Consider the following 17,756-nt stretch of genomic DNA (forward strand, 5'->3'; position numbering starts at 1 on the left):
CTATTAATATTTTGACGAATGATAAGGTATTCAAGGCAGGGTTAAGACGTAAGATGCGAAAAGCAGCCATGGACAGAAAGTATCTGGCGTCAGTCCTTGCGGGGAGCGGGCTTTCGTAATCTTTCCCTGCCCTGCTCACCTCCTCCAGGCACTTCCACAACATGATGACCTGATCGGTTGCCGCCTATCCTCCTCACTATGACCTTCACCTCCGCGCTTTTGCCTACATCCTGCACAATCGGCAACTTTTATAACCAGTGTAAAAATAACGTGCCGCAATAATCCTACCTATTAATGATAAAAAGCTGTCACAATTCATAAAAAACTTTAATATACGCCACCCTAAACATAACCAGCGTTAATGTAAGGTTTTTGTGTGGACTGGCTTCTTGATGTTTTTGCAACCTGGCTATATGGCTTAAAAGTAATCGCGATAACGTTAGCGGTCATCATGTTCATCAGCGGGCTGGACGATTTTTTTATTGATGTCGTCTACTGGGTACGCCGCATTAAACGCAAGTTGAGTGTTTATCGCCGCTACCCGCGAATGAGTTACCGCGAACTGTATAAACCAGATGAAAAACCGTTAGCGATTATGGTTCCGGCGTGGAATGAAACGGGCGTCATCGGCAATATGGCCGAGCTGGCGGCGACCACGCTCGACTATGAAAACTATCATATCTTTGTTGGCACCTACCCCAACGACCCCGATACTCAGCGTGATGTTGACGAAGTGTGCGCTCGCTTCCCAAACGTGCATAAGGTAGTCTGCGCGCGTCCTGGCCCCACCAGCAAAGCCGACTGCCTGAACAACGTGCTGGACGCCATCACCCAGTTTGAGCGTAGCGCCAATTTCGCTTTTGCTGGTTTTATTCTGCATGACGCCGAAGACGTAATTTCACCGATGGAATTGCGTCTGTTCAACTATCTGGTCGAGCGTAAAGATCTGATTCAGATCCCGGTATACCCATTCGAACGCGAATGGACGCACTTCACCAGCATGACTTACATTGATGAGTTTTCAGAACTGCATGGCAAAGATGTTCCGGTGCGTGAAGCCCTCGCCGGACAAGTGCCCAGCGCAGGCGTCGGTACTTGTTTCAGCCGCCGCGCCGTGACCGCACTGTTAGCTGACGGTGACGGTATTGCTTTCGACGTGCAGAGTCTTACTGAAGATTACGACATTGGTTTCCGCCTGAAAGAAAAAGGTATGACGGAAATTTTTGTCCGTTTTCCGGTGGTGGACGAAGCCAAAGAACGCGAGCAGCGTAAATTTTTACAGCACGCGCGGACGTCAAACATGATCTGCGTGCGCGAATATTTCCCCGATACCTTTTCGACGGCGGTTCGACAAAAGTCTCGCTGGATCATCGGCATTGTTTTCCAGGGCTTTAAAACCCATAAATGGACCTCCAGCCTGACGCTGAACTACTTTCTCTGGCGCGACCGCAAAGGGGCAATCAGTAACTTTGTCAGCTTCCTCGCGATGCTGGTGATGATCCAGCTTTTGCTGTTACTGGCGTATGAAAGTTTGTGGCCCGATGCCTGGCATTTCCTTTCTATTTTCAGCGGCAGCACATGGTTAATGACCCTGCTGTGGCTAAACTTTGGTTTGATGGTTAACCGCATCGTGCAGCGGGTGATTTTTGTCACTGGCTACTACGGTCTGACGCAGGGGCTGCTATCTGTCCTGCGTCTTTTCTGGGGCAACCTGATTAACTTCATGGCCAACTGGCGCGCGTTAAAACAGGTGCTTCAACACGGCGATCCACGTCGCGTCGCGTGGGATAAAACAACGCATGACTTCCCCAGCGTCACTGGCGATACCCGCTCGTTGCGCCCGTTAGGTCAAATTCTGCTGGAAAATCAGGTCATCACTGAAGAACAACTCGATACGGCACTGCGTAATCGTGTCGAAGGTCTACGCCTGGGCGGTTCAATGCTGATGCAGGGGCTGATTAGCGCCGAACAGCTGGCACAGGCACTGGCAGAGCAAAACGGCGTGGCGTGGGAGTCCATCGATGCCTGGCAGATCCCTTCTTCGCTGATTGCCGCGATGCCGGCCTCCGTGGCGCTGCATTATACGGTGCTACCGCTGCGTCTGGAAAATGATGAGTTAATTGTCGGCAGTGAAGATGGTATTGACCCGGTTTCGCTGGCAGCCCTGACGCGTAAAGTTGGACGCAAAGTGCGTTACGTCATTGTTCTGCGAGGACAAATTGTCACCGGATTACGTCACTGGTATGCACGCCGACGCGGTCACGATCCGCGGGCAATGTTGTACAATGCGGTTCAGCATCAGTGGCTCACGGAACAGCAGGCCGGTGAAATCTGGCGGCAATATGTGCCGCATCAGTTCCTGTTCGCCGAAATACTGACCACGCTCGGTCATATTAATCGTTCAGCAATTAACGTGTTGTTATTGCGCCATGAACGCAGTTCTCTGCCGCTCGGCAAGTTTTTGGTCACCGAAGGCGTTATCAGCCAGGAAACGTTGGATCGCGTCCTGACAATTCAACGCGAATTACAAGTTTCGATGCAATCACTATTACTCAAAGTAGGTTTAAACACAGAACAGGTTGCGCAACTGGAGTCCGAAAATGAAGGAGAATAACCTTAATCGCGTCATCGGATGGTCTGGTTTACTGCTGACGTCTTTATTGAGTACCAGCGCACTCGCAGACAATATCGGCACCAGCGCAGAAGAGCTGGGGCTGAGCAATTATCGCCATTTTGTTATTTATCCCCGTCTCGATAAGGCGCTGAAGGCACAGAAAAATAACGACGAAGCAACCGCCATCCGCGAATTTGAATATATACACCAGCAGGTGCCGGATAATATTCCGCTGACTTTATACCTTGCGGAAGCCTATCGCCATTTTGGTCATGATGACCGGGCGCGGCTGTTGCTTGAGGATCAACTGAAACGTCACCCAGGAGATGCCCGACTTGAGCGCAGTCTGGCGGCTATTCCAGTTGAAGTGAAAAGCGTTACGACTGTTGAAGAACTGCTTGCCCAGCAAAAAGCGTGCGACGCTGCGCCGACCCTGCGTTGTCGCAGTGAAGTCGGGCAGAATGCCCTGCGGCTGGCACAATTACCTGTCGCCAGAGCGCAACTGAACGATGCGACGTTTGCTGCATCGACGGAAGGAAAAACGCTGCGAACCGATCTGCTGCAACGCGCAATCTACCTGAAACAATGGTCCCAGGCAGATACGCTATACAATGAAGCACGCCAGCAGAACACATTAAGCGCGGCAGAACGCCGTCAGTGGTTTGACGTGCTTCTTGCCGGGCAGCTGGATGATCGGATCCTGGCGCTGCAATCACAGGGGATCTTCACCGATCCACAGTCATATATTACTTACGCGACCGCGCTGGCTTATCGTGGCGAGAAAGCACGCCTCCAGCATTATCTCATTGAAAATAAGCCGCTGTTTACCACGGACGCACAAGAGAAAAGTTGGCTCTATCTGTTATCTAAATACAGCGCCAACCCCGTTCAGGCGTTGGCGAATTATACGGTACAGTTTGCCGATAACCGCCAGTATGTTGTTGGCGCGACGCTACCGGTGCTGTTAAAAGAAGGTCAGTACGACGCAGCGCAAAAACTGCTCGCCACCCTCCCCGCCAATGAAATGCTTGAGGAGCGTTATACCGTTAGCGTAGCGACCCATAACAAGGCTGAAGCTCTGCGTCTGGCACGATTGCTATATCAGCAAGAACCGGCAAATCTTACCCGCCTGGATCAACTGACCTGGCAACTGATGCAGAACGAGCAGTCACGCGAAGCTGCCGATTTATTGCTGCAACGCTATCCTTTCCAGGGCGATGCGCGTGTCAGCCAGACTTTAATGGCGCGACTGGCGTCTCTGCTGGAAAGTCATCCTTACCTGGCAACTCCGGCGAAGGTGGCGATTTTATCGAAACCCTTACCGCTGGCGGAGCAACGTCAGTGGCAAAGTCAGTTGCCGGGTATTGCAGATAATTGCCCGGCAATAGTTCGCTTGCTGGGCGATATGTCGCCTTCCTACGATGCTGCCGCCTGGAACCGTCTGGCAAAGTGTTATCGGGACACGCTACCCGGTGTGGCGTTGTATGCATGGCTTCAGGCCGAACAACGGCAACCGAACGCCTGGCAACATCGTGCGGTAGCCTATCAGGCGTATCAGGTTGAGGATTACGCCACCGCACTGGCGGCCTGGCAGAAAATCAGTCTTCACGACATGAGCAATGAGGATCTGCTTGCTGCTGCCAATACCGCCCAGGCGGCAGGAAATGGTGCGGCTCGCGATCGCTGGCTTCAGCAGGCAGAACAACGTGGGCTGGGAAACAATGCCCTCTACTGGTGGCTGCATGCGCAACGTTACATTCCTGGTCAGCCGGAACTCGCACTGAACGATCTCACGCGCTCAATCAATATTGCGCCTTCTGCCAACGCTTACGTTGCGCGGGCGACAATTTATCGCCAACGTCATAATGTCCCGGCGGCGGTGAGTGATTTGCGCGCCGCTCTGGAACTGGAACCGAATAATAGCAACACCCAGGCAGCGCTCGGTTACGCCTTGTGGGATAGCGGTGATATCGCACAGTCGCGGGAAATGCTCGAACAGGCGCATAAAGGGCTACCGGACGATCCGGCACTTATCCGACAACTGGCCTACGTGAACCAGCGTCTGGATGATATGCCTGCGACGCAGCACTACGCCCGGCTGGTGATTGATGACATTGATAATCAGGCGCTGATAACCCCACTGACCCCAGAGCAAAATCAGCAACGCTTCAATTTCCGCCGTCTGCATGAGGAGGTCGGTCGCCGCTGGACGTTCAGTTTCGATTCTTCTATCGGCTTGCGTTCCGGCGCAATGAGTACCGCTAACAATAATGTCGGCGGCGCAGCGCCAGGGAAAAGCTATCGTAGCTACGGGCAACTGGAAGCCGAGTACCGCATCGGACGCAATATGCTGCTGGAAGGCGACCTGCTCTCGGTTTACAGCCGTGTATTTGCCGATACCGGAGAAAACGGGGTGATGATGCCGGTGAAAAATCCGATGTCCGGCACCGGTCTGCGCTGGAAGCCGCTGCGCGATCAGATCTTTTTCCTCGCCGTCGAACAGCAGTTGCCGCTGAACGGGCAAAATGGCGCATCCGATACCATGCTGCGCGCCAGCGCCTCATTCTTTAATGGAGGCAAATACAGCGACGAATGGCACCCGAACGGTTCAGGCTGGTTTGCCCAAAACCTGTACCTCGATGCGGCGCAATATGTCCGCCAGGATATTCAGGCGTGGACGGCAGATTATCGCTTAAGCTGGCATCAGAAGGTGGCTAACGGACAGACTATTGAGCCTTACGCTCACGTTCAGGACAACGGTTATCGTGATAAAGGCACTCAGGGCGCGCAGCTTGGCGGTGTCGGGGTCCGCTGGAATATCTGGACCGGCGAGACGCACTACGACGCCTGGCCGCACAAAGTCAGTCTCGGCGTCGAATATCAACATACCTTTAAGGCGATTAATCAACGTAACGGAGAGCGCAACAACGCGTTTCTCACCATTGGAGTGCACTGGTAAATGCGTAAGTTCATTTTCGTATTGCTGACACTGCTTTTGGTCAGCCCTTTTTCCTTTGCGATGAAAGGTATTATCTGGCAACCACAAAACCGTGATAGTCAGGTTACCGATACCCAGTGGCAGGGGCTGATGAGTCAGTTACGTTTGCAAGGCTTCGATACCCTGGTTTTGCAATGGACCCGTTACGGCGATGCATTCACCCAGCCAGAACAGCGTGCGTTATTGTTTAAGCGTGCCGCAGCTGCGCAACAGGCTGGCCTGAAGCTGATTGTCGGGCTGAATGCCGATCCGGAATTTTTTATGCACCAGAAACAGTCATCCGCGGCGCTGGAAAGCTATCTTAATCGCCTGCTGGCTGCCGATCTCCAGCAAGCCAGATTATGGAGCGCCGCGCCTGGCGTAACGCCGGATGGCTGGTACATCAGCGCGGAAATTGACGACCTGAACTGGCGCAGCGAAGCCGCCCGTCAACCTTTGCTGACATGGTTAAACAACGCGCAGCGGTTGATTAGCGATGTTTCAGCAAAACCGGTTTATATCAGTAGTTTTTTCGCCGGAAATATGTCGCCCGATGGCTATCGCCAACTGCTGGAACACGTTAAAGCAACCGGCGTTAATGTCTGGGTTCAGGATGGCAGCGGCGTGGATAAACTTACTGCTGAACAGCGTGAACGTTATCTACAGGCCTGCGCCGATTGCCAAAGTTCCGCCCCTGCCAGCGGCATTGTTTATGAACTGTTTGTCGCCGGTAAAGGCAAAACCTTTACCGCGAAACCGAAGCCAGACGCAGAAATTGCCTCACTGTTAGCAAAACGTTCCTCTTGTGGTAAAGACACGCTCTATTTCTCTCTGCGCTATTTGCCCGTCGCGCACGGCATTCTCGAGTATTAAATCCCCTCCAGGTAAGTCGGGTACGACCTGGCTTACCTCTTTCGCTCTCGTCAGAATTCCATCAAGATTAATTGCTAAAAAGCGTGCTAAAGAAAGAAGATCGTTATCGGCGAACGGGCCGATCACTCATGCAGGAAGCATAGATCCTTTGAGCGGAGTTTCTGATATCTGAGGAGTGCGAAATGCAATTGAGCAGCAGTGAACCTTGCGTGGTGATCCTGACCGAAAAAGAGGTAGAGGTAAGCGTCAATAACCATGCTACGTTTACCCTTCCGAAAAACTACCTGGCCGCCTTCGCGTGCAACAATAACGTCATTGAACTCTCAACGTTAAATCACGTATTAATCACCCACATCAACCGTAACATCATCAACGATTATCTGTTGTTTTTAAATAAGAACTTAACCTGTGTAAAGCCCTGGTCGCGGCTGGCTACCCCGGTTATCGCTTGTCATAGCCGTACACCGGAAGTGTTCCGGCTAGCCGCCAACCACAGCAAGCAGCAACCCAGCAAACCCTGCGAAGCGGAGTTGACGCGCGCATTGCTTTTTACCGTATTGTCTAACTTTCTTGAGCAATCGCGGTTTATTGCCCTACTGATGTATATCTTACGCAGCAGCGTCCGCGACAGCGTCTGCCGCATTATTCAAAGCGATATTCAGCATTACTGGAATCTGCGAATTGTCGCCAGTTCGCTATGTTTAAGCCCCAGCCTGCTCAAAAAGAAATTAAAAAACGAAAATACCAGCTATAGCCAGATTGTCACAGAGTGTCGTATGCGTTACGCCGTACAGATGTTATTGATGGATAACAAAAATATCACTCAGGTAGCGCAATTATGTGGCTATAGCAGCACGTCGTACTTTATCTCTGTTTTTAAGGCGTTTTACGGCCTGACACCGTTGAATTATCTCGCCAAACAGCGACAAAAAGTGATGTGGTGAAGGGCAAAGCGGAAACAGATAAGACTGGCATAAATGAAGAAGAAATGGCGCGCCCTGCAGGATTCGAACCTGCGGCCCACGACTTAGAAGGTCGTTGCTCTATCCAACTGAGCTAAGGGCGCGTTGATACCGCAATGCGGTGTAATCGCGTGAATTATACGGTCAACCCTTGCTGAGTCAATGGCTTTTGATCTGGTTGCTGAACAAGTGAACGACCACGTCTGATTTTCTGATTTATTTCGCTATAGCGGCAAACAAACGCACCCCGCTGCGCATCTGAATCAAGAAAACCCGTATTTTCATGTATCAAAGTACAATTTCCAGCCCTAACGGAAAATTGTCCTACCCTGTGAGACTGGTAACTATGAAACCAACGTCGGTGATCATTATGGATACCCATCCTATCATCAGAATGTCCATTGAAGTTCTGTTGCAAAAAAACAGTGAATTGCAGATTGTCCTGAAAACGGATGATTACCGCATAACCATCGATTATCTCCGAACCCGTCCTGTTGATTTAATCATTATGGATATAGACTTGCCCGGTACAGACGGTTTTACCTTCCTGAAAAGAATCAAACAAATCCAGAGTACGGTGAAGGTATTATTTTTATCATCAAAATCAGAATGCTTTTATGCGGGCAGAGCGATACAAGCGGGTGCTAACGGTTTTGTCAGTAAATGCAATGATCAGAATGATATTTTTCATGCCGTTCAGATGATTCTCTCTGGATACACTTTTTTTCCCAGTGAAACGCTCAACTATATAAAAAGTAATAAATGCAGCACCAATAATTCAACAGCTACTGTGCTATCTAATCGTGAAGTGACTATATTACGCTATCTGGTTAGCGGATTATCTAATAAAGAAATTGCAGACAAACTATTACTTAGCAATAAAACAATTAGTGCGCATAAATCTAATATTTATGGCAAACTCGGTTTGCATTCAATTGTAGAACTTATCGACTACGCCAAATTATATGAATTAATATAATATTAATTATAATTGATCATAAATATCGCATCCGCTTTCGCCACACCTGGTTGGACACCGCTGGCTAACGCTCGATAATTGGCAAAAAAGTTTAGCGTTACATTGCCATTTGCATCTACCTCCTCAGTCGGGCTCGCCTCGCCCAGCGCAAGCCGGGAGCGATCGCTCTTGCGTAATTCGATGGCGACGGTTTGTGCCATTGCGGGATCGTCCAGGGCCAGCAGGTTGACATCGGATGCCGGCGTTCCCGTAAATAAAATCGCGACTGATCCCGGAGGACATCCTTCCAGGCGCAGACTAAAAGGAACAAGTGCCGTGGTATCGCCAGCGGCCAGCAATTGTGTCGTGGGCCATCTTCCTAAATCTACCGTCTTATCAACATCCGCTGTGTTTACGGTACAGGAGAAATCAACAACGTTACCGTGCAAATTGATATTAATCGTTCCTAAAGGGTCCGTGGCCCATACGCTGGAACTCCACAGTAGCCCGCAGAAACAGCTAAAGAGTTCTCTTCTCATTCTCCATACCTCATTGATAATCAACGCGTAAATACCCCAGCGCGCTAAACGGTCCTTCGGCAGGTTTTTGACCAGTAATACTGATAGGCCAGGCGCGAAGTGTGACATTGGCCGCCGCAGCTGTATCCAGACGGAAAGGAATAACGCTATTGAGATCGTTAGGCGTGATCGGCGTATCGTTCTGATCGGCGACAATAAAACCTAAATCCTGATTGTCCGACACCATCGCCTGACCAGAAACGGCACTGGCTTCCAGACGCATTGTTAAATAAGCCTGCGCAGCAACATTCGTACATTTGATCGCAATGCTCTTGGTTTGCGGCATGACACCAGCAGGTCGATTACCCGGCCCTGCCGCACTAAATAACGATGCGCCGATATCACCAAAATCAAATTCAACAATCTGCCCGGCATTTAATTCGCAGTTTTGCGGTACTTCAACCCGGCCACCAAAACTAATGGTATAAACAGGTGTAACCAACGGATCGTAAGGCGTTGATGTCACATACACGGTAAACATCACCTGTCTGGGGATCTCCACCATGTTAATAAAAGGACGAATAACCTTTAAACGAAATATCAAACGAGAATCCATCACCCCGAATGGAAGGTTTTGCGAAACGTTAGGATCTGTTCCCATACGGATATAATTTTGCGGGGGAAATTGAATATCCATCACGCTATCAACCAGACTCATCGCACCTAATAGATAATCATTTAATTGCATATATTTATAATTATCGATAGTTTCCTGAACAACAAAGTTGGTGACATAACTACGGTATGTATAATTCACCAGCGTGCCGGGTGGACAAATTGCTGACACACCTACCCAGCCGGATTTTTCAGGTAAAACAACAATCTGCCCTGGCTGGTTATTGGTGCTATTAAAGACATTTGAGAGATCATAGTGTTCATCTTCTGCTACGCCAGTACTATTTGCACAAACAGTAGCCCAGGATATGTTTGTTAACCACAAACATGCCATTGCCAATAATGACCTGCAGATTATCTTCATTGATAATTTCCTTTATGAGCCAGGATGTGTGCAAACTGCCGAAATAACAGTGACGGCTTGCTGTAAGCTTTGCTTCGGCAATACATAGTGCGCAATGCAGCGTGAGTTCGCGCCGTCTCCCCACTGAACCAGTAATTCACCAGACAATGGCGCACCACTTAAATAAACTTGCCCGTCATCACCCACCATACTGGTTATTCCGGTACTGTTTTCCCGTACCAGTGATCCAAACGGCACCGGTTTTCCGCCCTGGGTAACGGTAATGAGCGCCCGCACGCCTATGCGGGTATCAAAATTGGCACGAACCAACGCGCCTTGCGTCGGCACAACGCTGCTAATATTTTTTTCAACATCAATGGAATTCCCCATCGTATTGGTATCAAGCGCGATACGGTTATACCGATAAACCGTGGCATACGGCATCACCGCATAGCCGCGCCAGTCGGTTAAAATTCCAGTTTGATTTTCAATGCGTACACCGCCTGCGCCAGGCGCTTTAATCAAAACATTGGTATCCCCTAAAGGCTGGCTCAGCGTTATACCATTTTCATGCCCGACCACACCGCCAGACAGCTGCCAGTTAACGTCATGTTGATCGCGGTCGTAGTTATACCCGACCCCCAGCGTACCGTAAGCGGCCTGCCAGTTTGCCGTGGCGCTGCCCGTGTACCCATTATTCGAGGTATCGCCCTGGCTTACGTGATAACTCAGGTTGTGGCCTTCCAGTAATGTTCCGCCAACGCCGGCCAACCAACTATTTTGCCCGTTGCTGTTACGATTGGCGTTAAAGGAGGCATAAGCGCGATCGAGCGCATTTTCCCGGGTGTAGCGACGTTTGGTCAGAACATTGAAAGGCACTGAAACATTAAGTCCGACAATACGTTCGTTATCGGGGATCCCTACAGATTCATTCCACGAAAATGAGAGTGAATAACTGATGCCAACCCAGCTGCTGGTATACCCCACCTGATACCAGGTATCTGAATCCGAAGTATTCCAGTATTTTTGATGGGTACCAGAAATATAAAGCGAGCCAAAGTCATTAAGTGATTGTGAAATATTTAACTGCAAACGGTCTTTACGACTAAAGCGTAAATTGTGGTAATTCACGATTATCGGTTCATCGCGATGCTCACCGTCATAATCGTAATCATATTCGTACCCCTCCATTCGACGATACGCAACATCATCAAGGGTATAAAAACCTTGTGTTGAATAGCGGTAACCCATTAACTGAAAATTGGTGCCGAAAGTGTTCATTGATTTCGCATAGAGGAAGCGAATGGACTCCCCCTCATGACGACTGTCGTCGGCTAACTGACTGCGCGCATGCGTTACATCCAGCGACACTGCGCCCCAGTTCCCGAGGTTGCGCCCCAGCCCAAACAAAAAGGCGGTGTAATTTGCAGATAATTGCGTCCCGCCGTAGGCAGTAAATTCCTGTGGTAAACCGCCGAGTGCCGTGCCCTGAAAAAAGAAAGGCGACGATTGCTGACTATTACCGCTACGAAAATCGCCCGCCGTCAGGTCAAATTTGAAACGCCCTTCGCGTTGTAAAATTGGCACTGTTGAATACGGAATAGTGTAATTCTGCTGATTACCATCGCGCTCGTCGATGGTGACGTCCAGATCGCCATTTGAAGATGTCGGGTGCAAATCTGTAATTTCGAAAGCGCCGGGGGAAACATAGCTTTGATAGATAATAAAACCATTTTGCCGAATCGTTAGCTGGGCCGCCGTACGGGCAATCCCACGTACCGTTGGGGCAAACCCTTGCTGGCTATCTGGATACATATTATCAGAAGAATAAAGCCGTACACCTCGAAATCCGACGCCATCGAAAATATCACTCCCTGTATTACCGTCTCCCATTACCAGTTCACTTTTCAGCGGAATAATGGCGCGCTGTACCCAGGTGCCAATATTATTCCACTGTTCTGAATGATATCCATTTCCGCGAAAATAGTTCCAGGAACCATTGTTGCGTAAACGCCACGGGCCAATATTAATCCCACTGAGTTCACTAAAAAAATAGCTATCGTTACCATTACCTCTGTTACCGGTGAAATTATAATTCAGGAGTAAAGCAGGAATACCTTCATCCCACTCTTCAGGCGGAATGTAACCGTGAGCGCTACTCAACAACGCTATCTGAGGAATAGTGATGTTCAGGCGCATCGCTGCAAAATCAAAGTTAATTGTGGCATCAGGTACAGCTTTCAGTAAATTAATGCATTTATTATTTTGCTGCTGGGCTAACTCGGGGAATGCACTGCTATTAAGGCCAATTCGTTCAAGGAGTGCCTGGTTAAAACAAGGCATTAACCCACCTGATTTATCACCTGTATTTACTGTCGTCGATTCAAATACGATATCCTGTGAACCAATGAACTCATCATTACGCCAGAGATCCACCCGATACACACCCGCAGGTTGATGATTACCTCTCTCAAAGCGCGATAAATCAGCAACGGATGTGCCATTCTCTAATAAAAATGCCGGGTTGAAATAACTTTCCGCATAGCTTAAAAAGGAGGGTAAAATGGCAAGAGATGAATAACAAATTCCGGCCAGACACCAGGTATACCTCTGCGGAATATCCGTAGTAGTGGGTATTTTCATAATTAGCTCTGATATTGTCAGATGATTCGGTTAGTTTAAGTTCACTTCTCTGACCGGGGTTACTGAACCATAATCATTAACGGTCTGAAATTTCAGCTTTCCCTGTACTCCTGAGGGTAAGGGAATTTGTGAATTAACTCTGGGTGCAGCCATAGCATTCCCCAACTTTTGGCTGCCCACTTGCAGGTTAACCAGGGTGACATAAAAAGGTGATGGATTATGAACATTGATATAGTTACCGGATCGCGAAAACTTGAGTGTGTCCGGCGCTTCTGCGGGTAATTCTTGTAGTTGAATTGGACGGAGAAATAACTTCATGCGCGATAAAATCGCCAGTTGCAAAACATTCCTGCCGTTCAATGCATTTTTATCTACCGAAGGGATCGTCTTAACATTCATCCAGAACAAAGACTCACGATCTGCCGCCAGCGGTGGACCGGTGTAAATAATACGCAAGGTATTTTCGCTTTTGGGTTCACTAACAAACAGTGGCGGTGTAATGATGAATGACTTTTCTTTTACACCGCTACTGTTTTCAATCCACGAATTGACCAGAAAGCGCTCATTGGTATGGCTATTTCTAATCCATACCGCAGTCTGTTTAGCATCAGCGGGATAAATAATACGCGTGGCACCTAATGCGATCCCTCCGGCAGCATGGGCGCTGGCCGAAATTATTAAATAAAATATAATGGGCATCAATAACTTTATTTTAGTCATCATAGTTAATACGCCTTGTGTATTCCTGACGGCAAAAATAAGGAGTATAAAGAAATGATTGCTTTGGTTTATTACAACACATCATTCCCTTTTCATTTAATAAAGCGGCATGATACAAAGTGAGCGTGATTTCGATTTACATTGCCACCATACCGCTTCAGACTACCGGTACATTACTTTGTTATAAGACGTGATATAAAATTCAAAACTACGTAGTTTTGATTATTCGTATCTCATAATAAAAGTCGCGTCAGCATTTGCTTGCCCTGCTGATGCACTTGTACCGGTGCCTTTATAACGTGCAGAAAAATGAAGAACGTTGGTCCCGGGGATCAAGTTCTGGTTGGTTGAGAAGCTATTCCCATCAGGTTTGAGAATTGCGGATGTATTATCAAGTATTTCAATACCGACACCCGTTGCTGTTGTTGTATTGGTACTGGATGCAATGGCCAATAAATTATCATTGATTGCATCAGCCTGACCAGAAAATGCAACGGCAGCATTAGCGGCAACAACAGGATCGCAGTCGTTCAACTGTATAGTGAATGGAATTAATGCAGAGGTATTACCAACAGCATTGAAAATATCGGTACGATATTGACCGAGTGTGACAACCTGGTCTGCCGAGTCAGTATTCACTGAACAGGCAGCATTCACCAGTTCGCCTTCAAAGTGAATTGTACCGCCATCTACAACGGCAGCATAACTACCCGTAGCGGCGAATAGTGCGGCAGCCAGCGCAGACGAAATAAACCTTAATTTCATATATATTCCTTCAATCTCATTTATCGACTCCACATCCGTATATAACCGATTACTTTATTTAAGACACTGATAGTAGTAAAATTCCTTTTTATCCTCTAAGAATGTCTTAATTGAAAATATGCACTCTATTCTAAAAAATAGAGAGCCCCGTTAGATGAATATTTCCGCGCAAAATATATTCAACACAAATATAGACCTGAAGCGGTAAATTACCAGGCTGAAAATTCTTTTTATATTGTCAGGTATTTCTTAAATTATCTTAATCCTTAGACAAGGAAATAAATCAGTTCCAGATTTACAACGTCATCATGGACGAAAAATGAAGCTTTCAATCTCAGCGACGGTGCGCCTCACCTTCGCAAGAGGTCGCTTCACGCGATAAATCTGAAACGAAACCTGACAGCGCGCCCCGCTTCTGACAAAATAGGCGCATCCCCTTCGACCTACGTAACAGATGGAATCCTCTCTCTGATGGCAGCAAAGATTATTGACGGTAAAACGATTGCGCAGCAGGTGCGCTCTGAAGTTGCTCAAAAAGTTCAGGCACGTATTGCAGCTGGACTGCGGGCACCAGGACTGGCCGTAGTACTGGTGGGTAGCAACCCTGCATCGCAAATTTATGTCGCAAGCAAACGCAAAGCTTGTGAAGAAGTCGGGTTCGTCTCCCGTTCTTATGACCTCCCGGAAACCACCAGCGAAGCGGAGCTGCTGGAGCTTATCGATGCGCTGAATGCCGACAACACCATTGATGGCATTCTGGTCCAACTGCCGTTACCGGCGGGTATTGATAACGTCAAAGTGCTGGAACGAATTCACCCGGACAAAGACGTTGACGGTTTCCATCCTTATAACGTCGGTCGTCTGTGCCAGCGCGCGCCGCGTCTACGTCCTTGCACCCCGCGTGGTATCGTCACACTGCTTGAGCGATACAACATTGATACCTTCGGTCTTAACGCCGTGGTGATTGGCGCATCGAATATCGTCGGTCGCCCAATGAGCATGGAACTGTTGCTCGCAGGTTGCACCACCACCGTGACTCACCGCTTCACTAAAAATCTGCGTCATCACGTAGAAAATGCCGATCTATTGATCGTTGCCGTCGGTAAGCCAGGCTTTATTCCCGGTGACTGGATCAAAGAAGGCGCAATTGTGATTGATGTCGGCATCAACCGTCTGGAAAATGGCAAAGTTGTGGGCGACGTCGTGTTTGAAGACGCGGCTAAACGCGCCTCATACATTACGCCTGTTCCGGGCGGCGTTGGCCCGATGACGGTTGCCACGCTGATCGAAAACACGCTACAGGCGTGCGTTGAATATCATGATCCACAGGGTGAGTAACATGGCGACATTTTCTTTAGGTAAACATCCGCACGTTGAGCTGTGCGACTTGCTGAAACTGGAAGGCTGGAGCGAAAGCGGCGCGCAGGCGAAAATCGCGATTGCCGAAGGCCAGGTGAAAGTCGACGGCGCGATTGAAACGCGCAAACGCTGCAAAATCGTCGCCGGTCAGACAGTGAGTTTTGCAGGTCACAGCGTACAGGTTGTTGCCTGATCCCTTTTCCGGCCTGTATCAACAGGCCGGTTCTCTTTTCAGACTTTTGCCCTCTACGCCCCGTTCATCCATGCTGATAGCATCGACATTTTGCCGAAGCGACCATCATGCCAACCGTTATTACGCACGCCGCCGTTCCCCTTTGCATTGGTTTAGGGTTGGGTTCGAAAGTCATCCCTCCGCGCCTGTTATTTGCCGGAATCATCCTGGCGATGCTGCCCGATGCCGACGTATTGTCGTTTAAATTTGGCGTTGCTTACGGCAATGTTGTTGGTCATCGCGGGTTTACCCATTCGCTGGTGTTTGCGTTTGTTGTCCCGCTGTTATGTGTGCTGATTGGACGTCGATGGTTCAGGGCTGGGCTGATTCGCTGCTGGCTGTTTTTAACCGTTTCGTTGCTATCGCACAGCTTGCTGGATTCGGTAACCACTGGCGGTAAAGGCGTTGGCTGGCTGTGGCCGTGGTCAGATGAACGCTTTTTCGCTCCCTGGCAGGTGATTAAAGTCGCGCCGTTTGCATTGTCTCGTTACACCACGCCGTACGGGCATCAGGTGATTATTTCTGAATTGATGTGGGTGTGGTTGCCGGGGATGCTACTGATGGGAATGTTGTGGTGGCGCAGACGATAACCGGATGCGAAAACTCGCATCCGGCAATAGCGCAATTACTTACGACGCCAGGTGGTCCCTTGCGGGCCATCTTCCAGCACGATCCCCATCTCGTTAAGACGGTCACGCGCCGCATCTGCCGCCGCCCAGTCTTTCGCTTTACGGGCATCCAGACGCTGTTGAATTAAGGCTTCAATCTCAGCCACTTCGCTGTCGTCTGCCTGCGCGCCGCTTTGCAGGAACGCTTCCGGTTCTTGCTCCAGCAGGCCCAGCACGGCTGAAAGTTTACGCAGATGAGACGCCATCGCGTTTGCCGCTGCCATATCTTCTGCTTTCAGACGGTTCACTTCACGCGCCATATCAAACAGCACGGAATAGGCTTCCGGGGTGTTGAAATCGTCGTCCATCGCTTCAATAAAGCGCGCTTCAAACGCTTCGCCACCCGCAGGCGCAACGGTTTTATCTGTGCCACGCAGCGCAGTGTAGAGGCGCTCCAGCGCCGCACGCGCCTGCTTCAGGTTCTCTTCGCTGTAGTTCAGCTGGCTGCGATAGTGGCCCGACATCAGGAAGTAACGCACGGTTTCCGCGTCGTAGTATTTCAGCACATCACGCACGGTAAAGAAGTTACCCAGCGATTTGGACATCTTCTCTCGGTCAACCATTACCATCCCCGAGTGCATCCAGTAGTTCACATACTGACCATCATGGGCACAGGTGGACTGAGCGATTTCGTTTTCGTGGTGTGGGAACATCAGGTCTGAACCACCGCCGTGGATATCAAAGTGGTTACCCAACTGCTTGCAGTTCATTGCCGAACATTCAATGTGCCAGCCTGGACGGCCCGCGCCCCACGGAGACGGCCAGCTCGGTTCGCCCTCTTTCGACATCTTCCACAGAACGAAGTCCATCGGGTTGCGTTTGTCGTCGACCACGTCAACGCGCGCGCCCGCCTGCAGCTGGTCGAGATCCTGACGCGACAGCACGCCATAGGTTGGATCGGTCGGTACGTCGAACATCACGTCGCCGTTGTCCGCCACATAAGCGTGACCTTTGGCGATCAGTTGTTCAGTGAGTTCAATAATTTCTGCGATATGGTGCGTCGCGCGCGGCTCCATATCCGGGCGCAGAATGTTCAAAGCATCAAAATCTTTGTGCATTTCGGCGATCATGCGATCCACCAGCGCCACAAAGCTTTCGCCATTTTCATTGGCGCGTTTGATGATTTTGTCGTCGATATCAGTAATGTTGCGCACATACTTCAGCTTATAGCCGAGGAAACGCAGATAGCGCGCAACCACGTCAAAGGCAACAAAGGTACGCCCGTGACCGATATGACAGAGATCGTAAACGGTGATTCCACACACGTACATGCCGACTTCCCCGGCGTGAATAGGCTTAAATTCCTCTTTTTGGCGTGTCAGAGTATTGAAGATTTTTAGCATCGAAGATTCCGTTTAGACATGTGTGGGTAATTGAGTTGCGTATAATACCCATATTTCCCGCGCGAATCAGCATACATTGCGTGATGATCCGATCGTGCGGTTATGC

Annotated in this window: 14 protein-coding genes, 1 tRNA gene and 1 pseudogene; 9 read left to right on the forward strand and 7 right to left on the reverse strand. The window is 49.4% G+C overall.

The features are described from left to right. The 5 genes and pseudogenes from BEB42_RS07275 to envY all read left to right on the forward strand — a co-directional run. Window positions 1-119, forward strand: a pseudogene (locus tag BEB42_RS07275) (ISAs1 family transposase); the annotation flags it as partial. Between the two features lie 257 nt (window positions 120-376). Further along, a complete protein-coding gene (nfrB, locus tag BEB42_RS07280) occupies window positions 377-2,614 on the forward strand; it encodes a cyclic di-3',5'-guanylate-activated glycosyltransferase NfrB (RefSeq protein WP_105267257.1) in 2,238 nt (745 codons plus the stop codon). Continuing rightward, entirely contained in the window at window positions 2,601-5,573 is a 2,973-nt protein-coding gene (gene nfrA / locus BEB42_RS07285) for a bacteriophage adsorption protein NfrA (RefSeq protein ID WP_001353378.1), read from the forward strand. Before nfrB ends, nfrA begins: the two co-directional genes overlap by 14 nt. Further along, entirely contained in the window at window positions 5,574-6,464 is an 891-nt protein-coding gene (locus BEB42_RS07290) for a DUF4434 family protein (RefSeq protein ID WP_001224565.1), read from the forward strand. Window positions 6,465-6,646: 182 nt separating this feature from the next. Further along, a complete protein-coding gene (gene envY, locus BEB42_RS07300; RefSeq protein WP_001177464.1) occupies window positions 6,647-7,408 on the forward strand; it encodes a DNA-binding transcriptional regulator EnvY in 762 nt (253 codons plus the stop codon). A 45-nt stretch (window positions 7,409-7,453) separates the two neighbouring features. Here envY and BEB42_RS07310 read toward each other — a convergent pair. Continuing rightward, window positions 7,454-7,530 (reverse strand) — tRNA-Arg (locus BEB42_RS07310). A 242-nt stretch (window positions 7,531-7,772) separates the two neighbouring features. On the opposite strand from BEB42_RS07310, the gene fimZ reads away from it, so the two are divergent. Continuing rightward, window positions 7,773-8,405 (forward strand): fimbria biosynthesis transcriptional regulator FimZ, encoded by a 633-nt coding sequence (fimZ, locus tag BEB42_RS07315; RefSeq protein ID WP_000805420.1) that lies wholly within the window; start codon window positions 7,773-7,775, stop codon window positions 8,403-8,405. A gap of 2 nt (window positions 8,406-8,407) precedes the next feature. Here the strand turns inward: fimZ and sfmF are convergent, their stop codons facing one another. The 5 genes from sfmF to fimA form a co-directional block, all read right to left on the reverse strand. Next, window positions 8,408-8,923 (reverse strand): fimbria assembly protein, encoded by a 516-nt coding sequence (gene sfmF, locus BEB42_RS07320; RefSeq protein WP_001353380.1) that lies wholly within the window; start codon window positions 8,921-8,923, stop codon window positions 8,408-8,410. A gap of 10 nt (window positions 8,924-8,933) precedes the next feature. Then, window positions 8,934-9,941 carry a type 1 fimbria D-mannose specific adhesin FimH gene (gene fimH, locus BEB42_RS07325; RefSeq protein WP_000691081.1) on the reverse strand — a complete coding sequence of 336 codons (1,008 nt, stop codon included), beginning with the start codon at window positions 9,939-9,941 and terminating at the stop codon, window positions 8,934-8,936. A gap of 12 nt (window positions 9,942-9,953) precedes the next feature. Further along, entirely contained in the window at window positions 9,954-12,563 is a 2,610-nt protein-coding gene (locus tag BEB42_RS07330) for a fimbrial biogenesis usher protein (RefSeq protein WP_074501009.1), read from the reverse strand. 30 nt (window positions 12,564-12,593) lie between these two features. Then, complete coding sequence (gene fimC, locus BEB42_RS07335) at window positions 12,594-13,286, reverse strand: type 1 fimbria chaperone FimC (protein WP_000988389.1); 693 nt, start codon at window positions 13,284-13,286, stop codon at window positions 12,594-12,596. Between the two features lie 219 nt (window positions 13,287-13,505). After that, on the reverse strand, window positions 13,506-14,048 hold the full coding sequence (gene fimA / locus BEB42_RS07340) for a type 1 fimbrial major subunit FimA (protein ID WP_000776555.1): 543 nt from the start codon (window positions 14,046-14,048) through the stop codon (window positions 13,506-13,508). Window positions 14,049-14,519: 471 nt separating this feature from the next. Between fimA and folD the strand changes: the two genes are divergently transcribed. The 3 genes from folD (at window position 14,520) to BEB42_RS07355 (ending at window position 16,229) form a co-directional block, all read left to right on the forward strand. Continuing rightward, window positions 14,520-15,386 (forward strand): bifunctional methylenetetrahydrofolate dehydrogenase/methenyltetrahydrofolate cyclohydrolase FolD, encoded by an 867-nt coding sequence (folD, locus tag BEB42_RS07345; RefSeq protein WP_000729155.1) that lies wholly within the window; start codon window positions 14,520-14,522, stop codon window positions 15,384-15,386. A 1-nt stretch (window position 15,387) separates the two neighbouring features. Continuing rightward, window positions 15,388-15,600, forward strand: a complete 213-nt coding sequence (ybcJ, locus tag BEB42_RS07350; RefSeq protein ID WP_000190284.1) for a ribosome-associated protein YbcJ — start codon at window positions 15,388-15,390, stop codon at window positions 15,598-15,600. 107 nt (window positions 15,601-15,707) lie between these two features. Further along, window positions 15,708-16,229, forward strand: coding sequence for a metal-dependent hydrolase (locus tag BEB42_RS07355; RefSeq protein WP_001143557.1), 522 nt, complete (start codon window positions 15,708-15,710; stop codon window positions 16,227-16,229). Between the two features lie 35 nt (window positions 16,230-16,264). Here the strand turns inward: BEB42_RS07355 and cysS are convergent, their stop codons facing one another. Further along, entirely contained in the window at window positions 16,265-17,650 is a 1,386-nt protein-coding gene (cysS, locus tag BEB42_RS07360) for a cysteine--tRNA ligase (RefSeq protein WP_000912345.1), read from the reverse strand. Window positions 17,651-17,756 lie beyond the last annotated feature (106 nt).

This window comes from Escherichia sp. MOD1-EC5990, from assembly GCF_002965285.1.
Classification (GTDB): domain Bacteria; phylum Pseudomonadota; class Gammaproteobacteria; order Enterobacterales; family Enterobacteriaceae; genus Escherichia; species Escherichia coli_F.

Bases quoted from the DNA above. Each gene is read 5' to 3' on its own strand.
- fimA (WP_000776555.1), bottom strand. From the start codon at position 14,048: ATGAAATTAAGGTTTATTTCGTCTGCGCTGGCTGCCGCACTATTCGCC.
- fimC (WP_000988389.1), bottom strand. From the start codon at position 13,286: ATGATGACTAAAATAAAGTTATTGATGCCCATTATATTTTATTTAATA.
- cysS (WP_000912345.1), bottom strand. From the start codon at position 17,650: ATGCTAAAAATCTTCAATACTCTGACACGCCAAAAAGAGGAATTTAAG.
- ybcJ (WP_000190284.1), top strand. From the start codon at position 15,388: ATGGCGACATTTTCTTTAGGTAAACATCCGCACGTTGAGCTGTGCGAC.
- fimZ (WP_000805420.1), top strand. From the start codon at position 7,773: ATGAAACCAACGTCGGTGATCATTATGGATACCCATCCTATCATCAGA.
- nfrA (WP_001353378.1), top strand. From the start codon at position 2,601: ATGAAGGAGAATAACCTTAATCGCGTCATCGGATGGTCTGGTTTACTG.
- folD (WP_000729155.1), top strand. From the start codon at position 14,520: ATGGCAGCAAAGATTATTGACGGTAAAACGATTGCGCAGCAGGTGCGC.
- BEB42_RS07330 (WP_074501009.1), bottom strand. From the start codon at position 12,563: ATGAAAATACCCACTACTACGGATATTCCGCAGAGGTATACCTGGTGT.
- BEB42_RS07290 (WP_001224565.1), top strand. From the start codon at position 5,574: ATGCGTAAGTTCATTTTCGTATTGCTGACACTGCTTTTGGTCAGCCCT.
- BEB42_RS07355 (WP_001143557.1), top strand. From the start codon at position 15,708: ATGCCAACCGTTATTACGCACGCCGCCGTTCCCCTTTGCATTGGTTTA.
- sfmF (WP_001353380.1), bottom strand. From the start codon at position 8,923: ATGAGAAGAGAACTCTTTAGCTGTTTCTGCGGGCTACTGTGGAGTTCC.
- fimH (WP_000691081.1), bottom strand. From the start codon at position 9,941: ATGAAGATAATCTGCAGGTCATTATTGGCAATGGCATGTTTGTGGTTA.
- envY (WP_001177464.1), top strand. From the start codon at position 6,647: ATGCAATTGAGCAGCAGTGAACCTTGCGTGGTGATCCTGACCGAAAAA.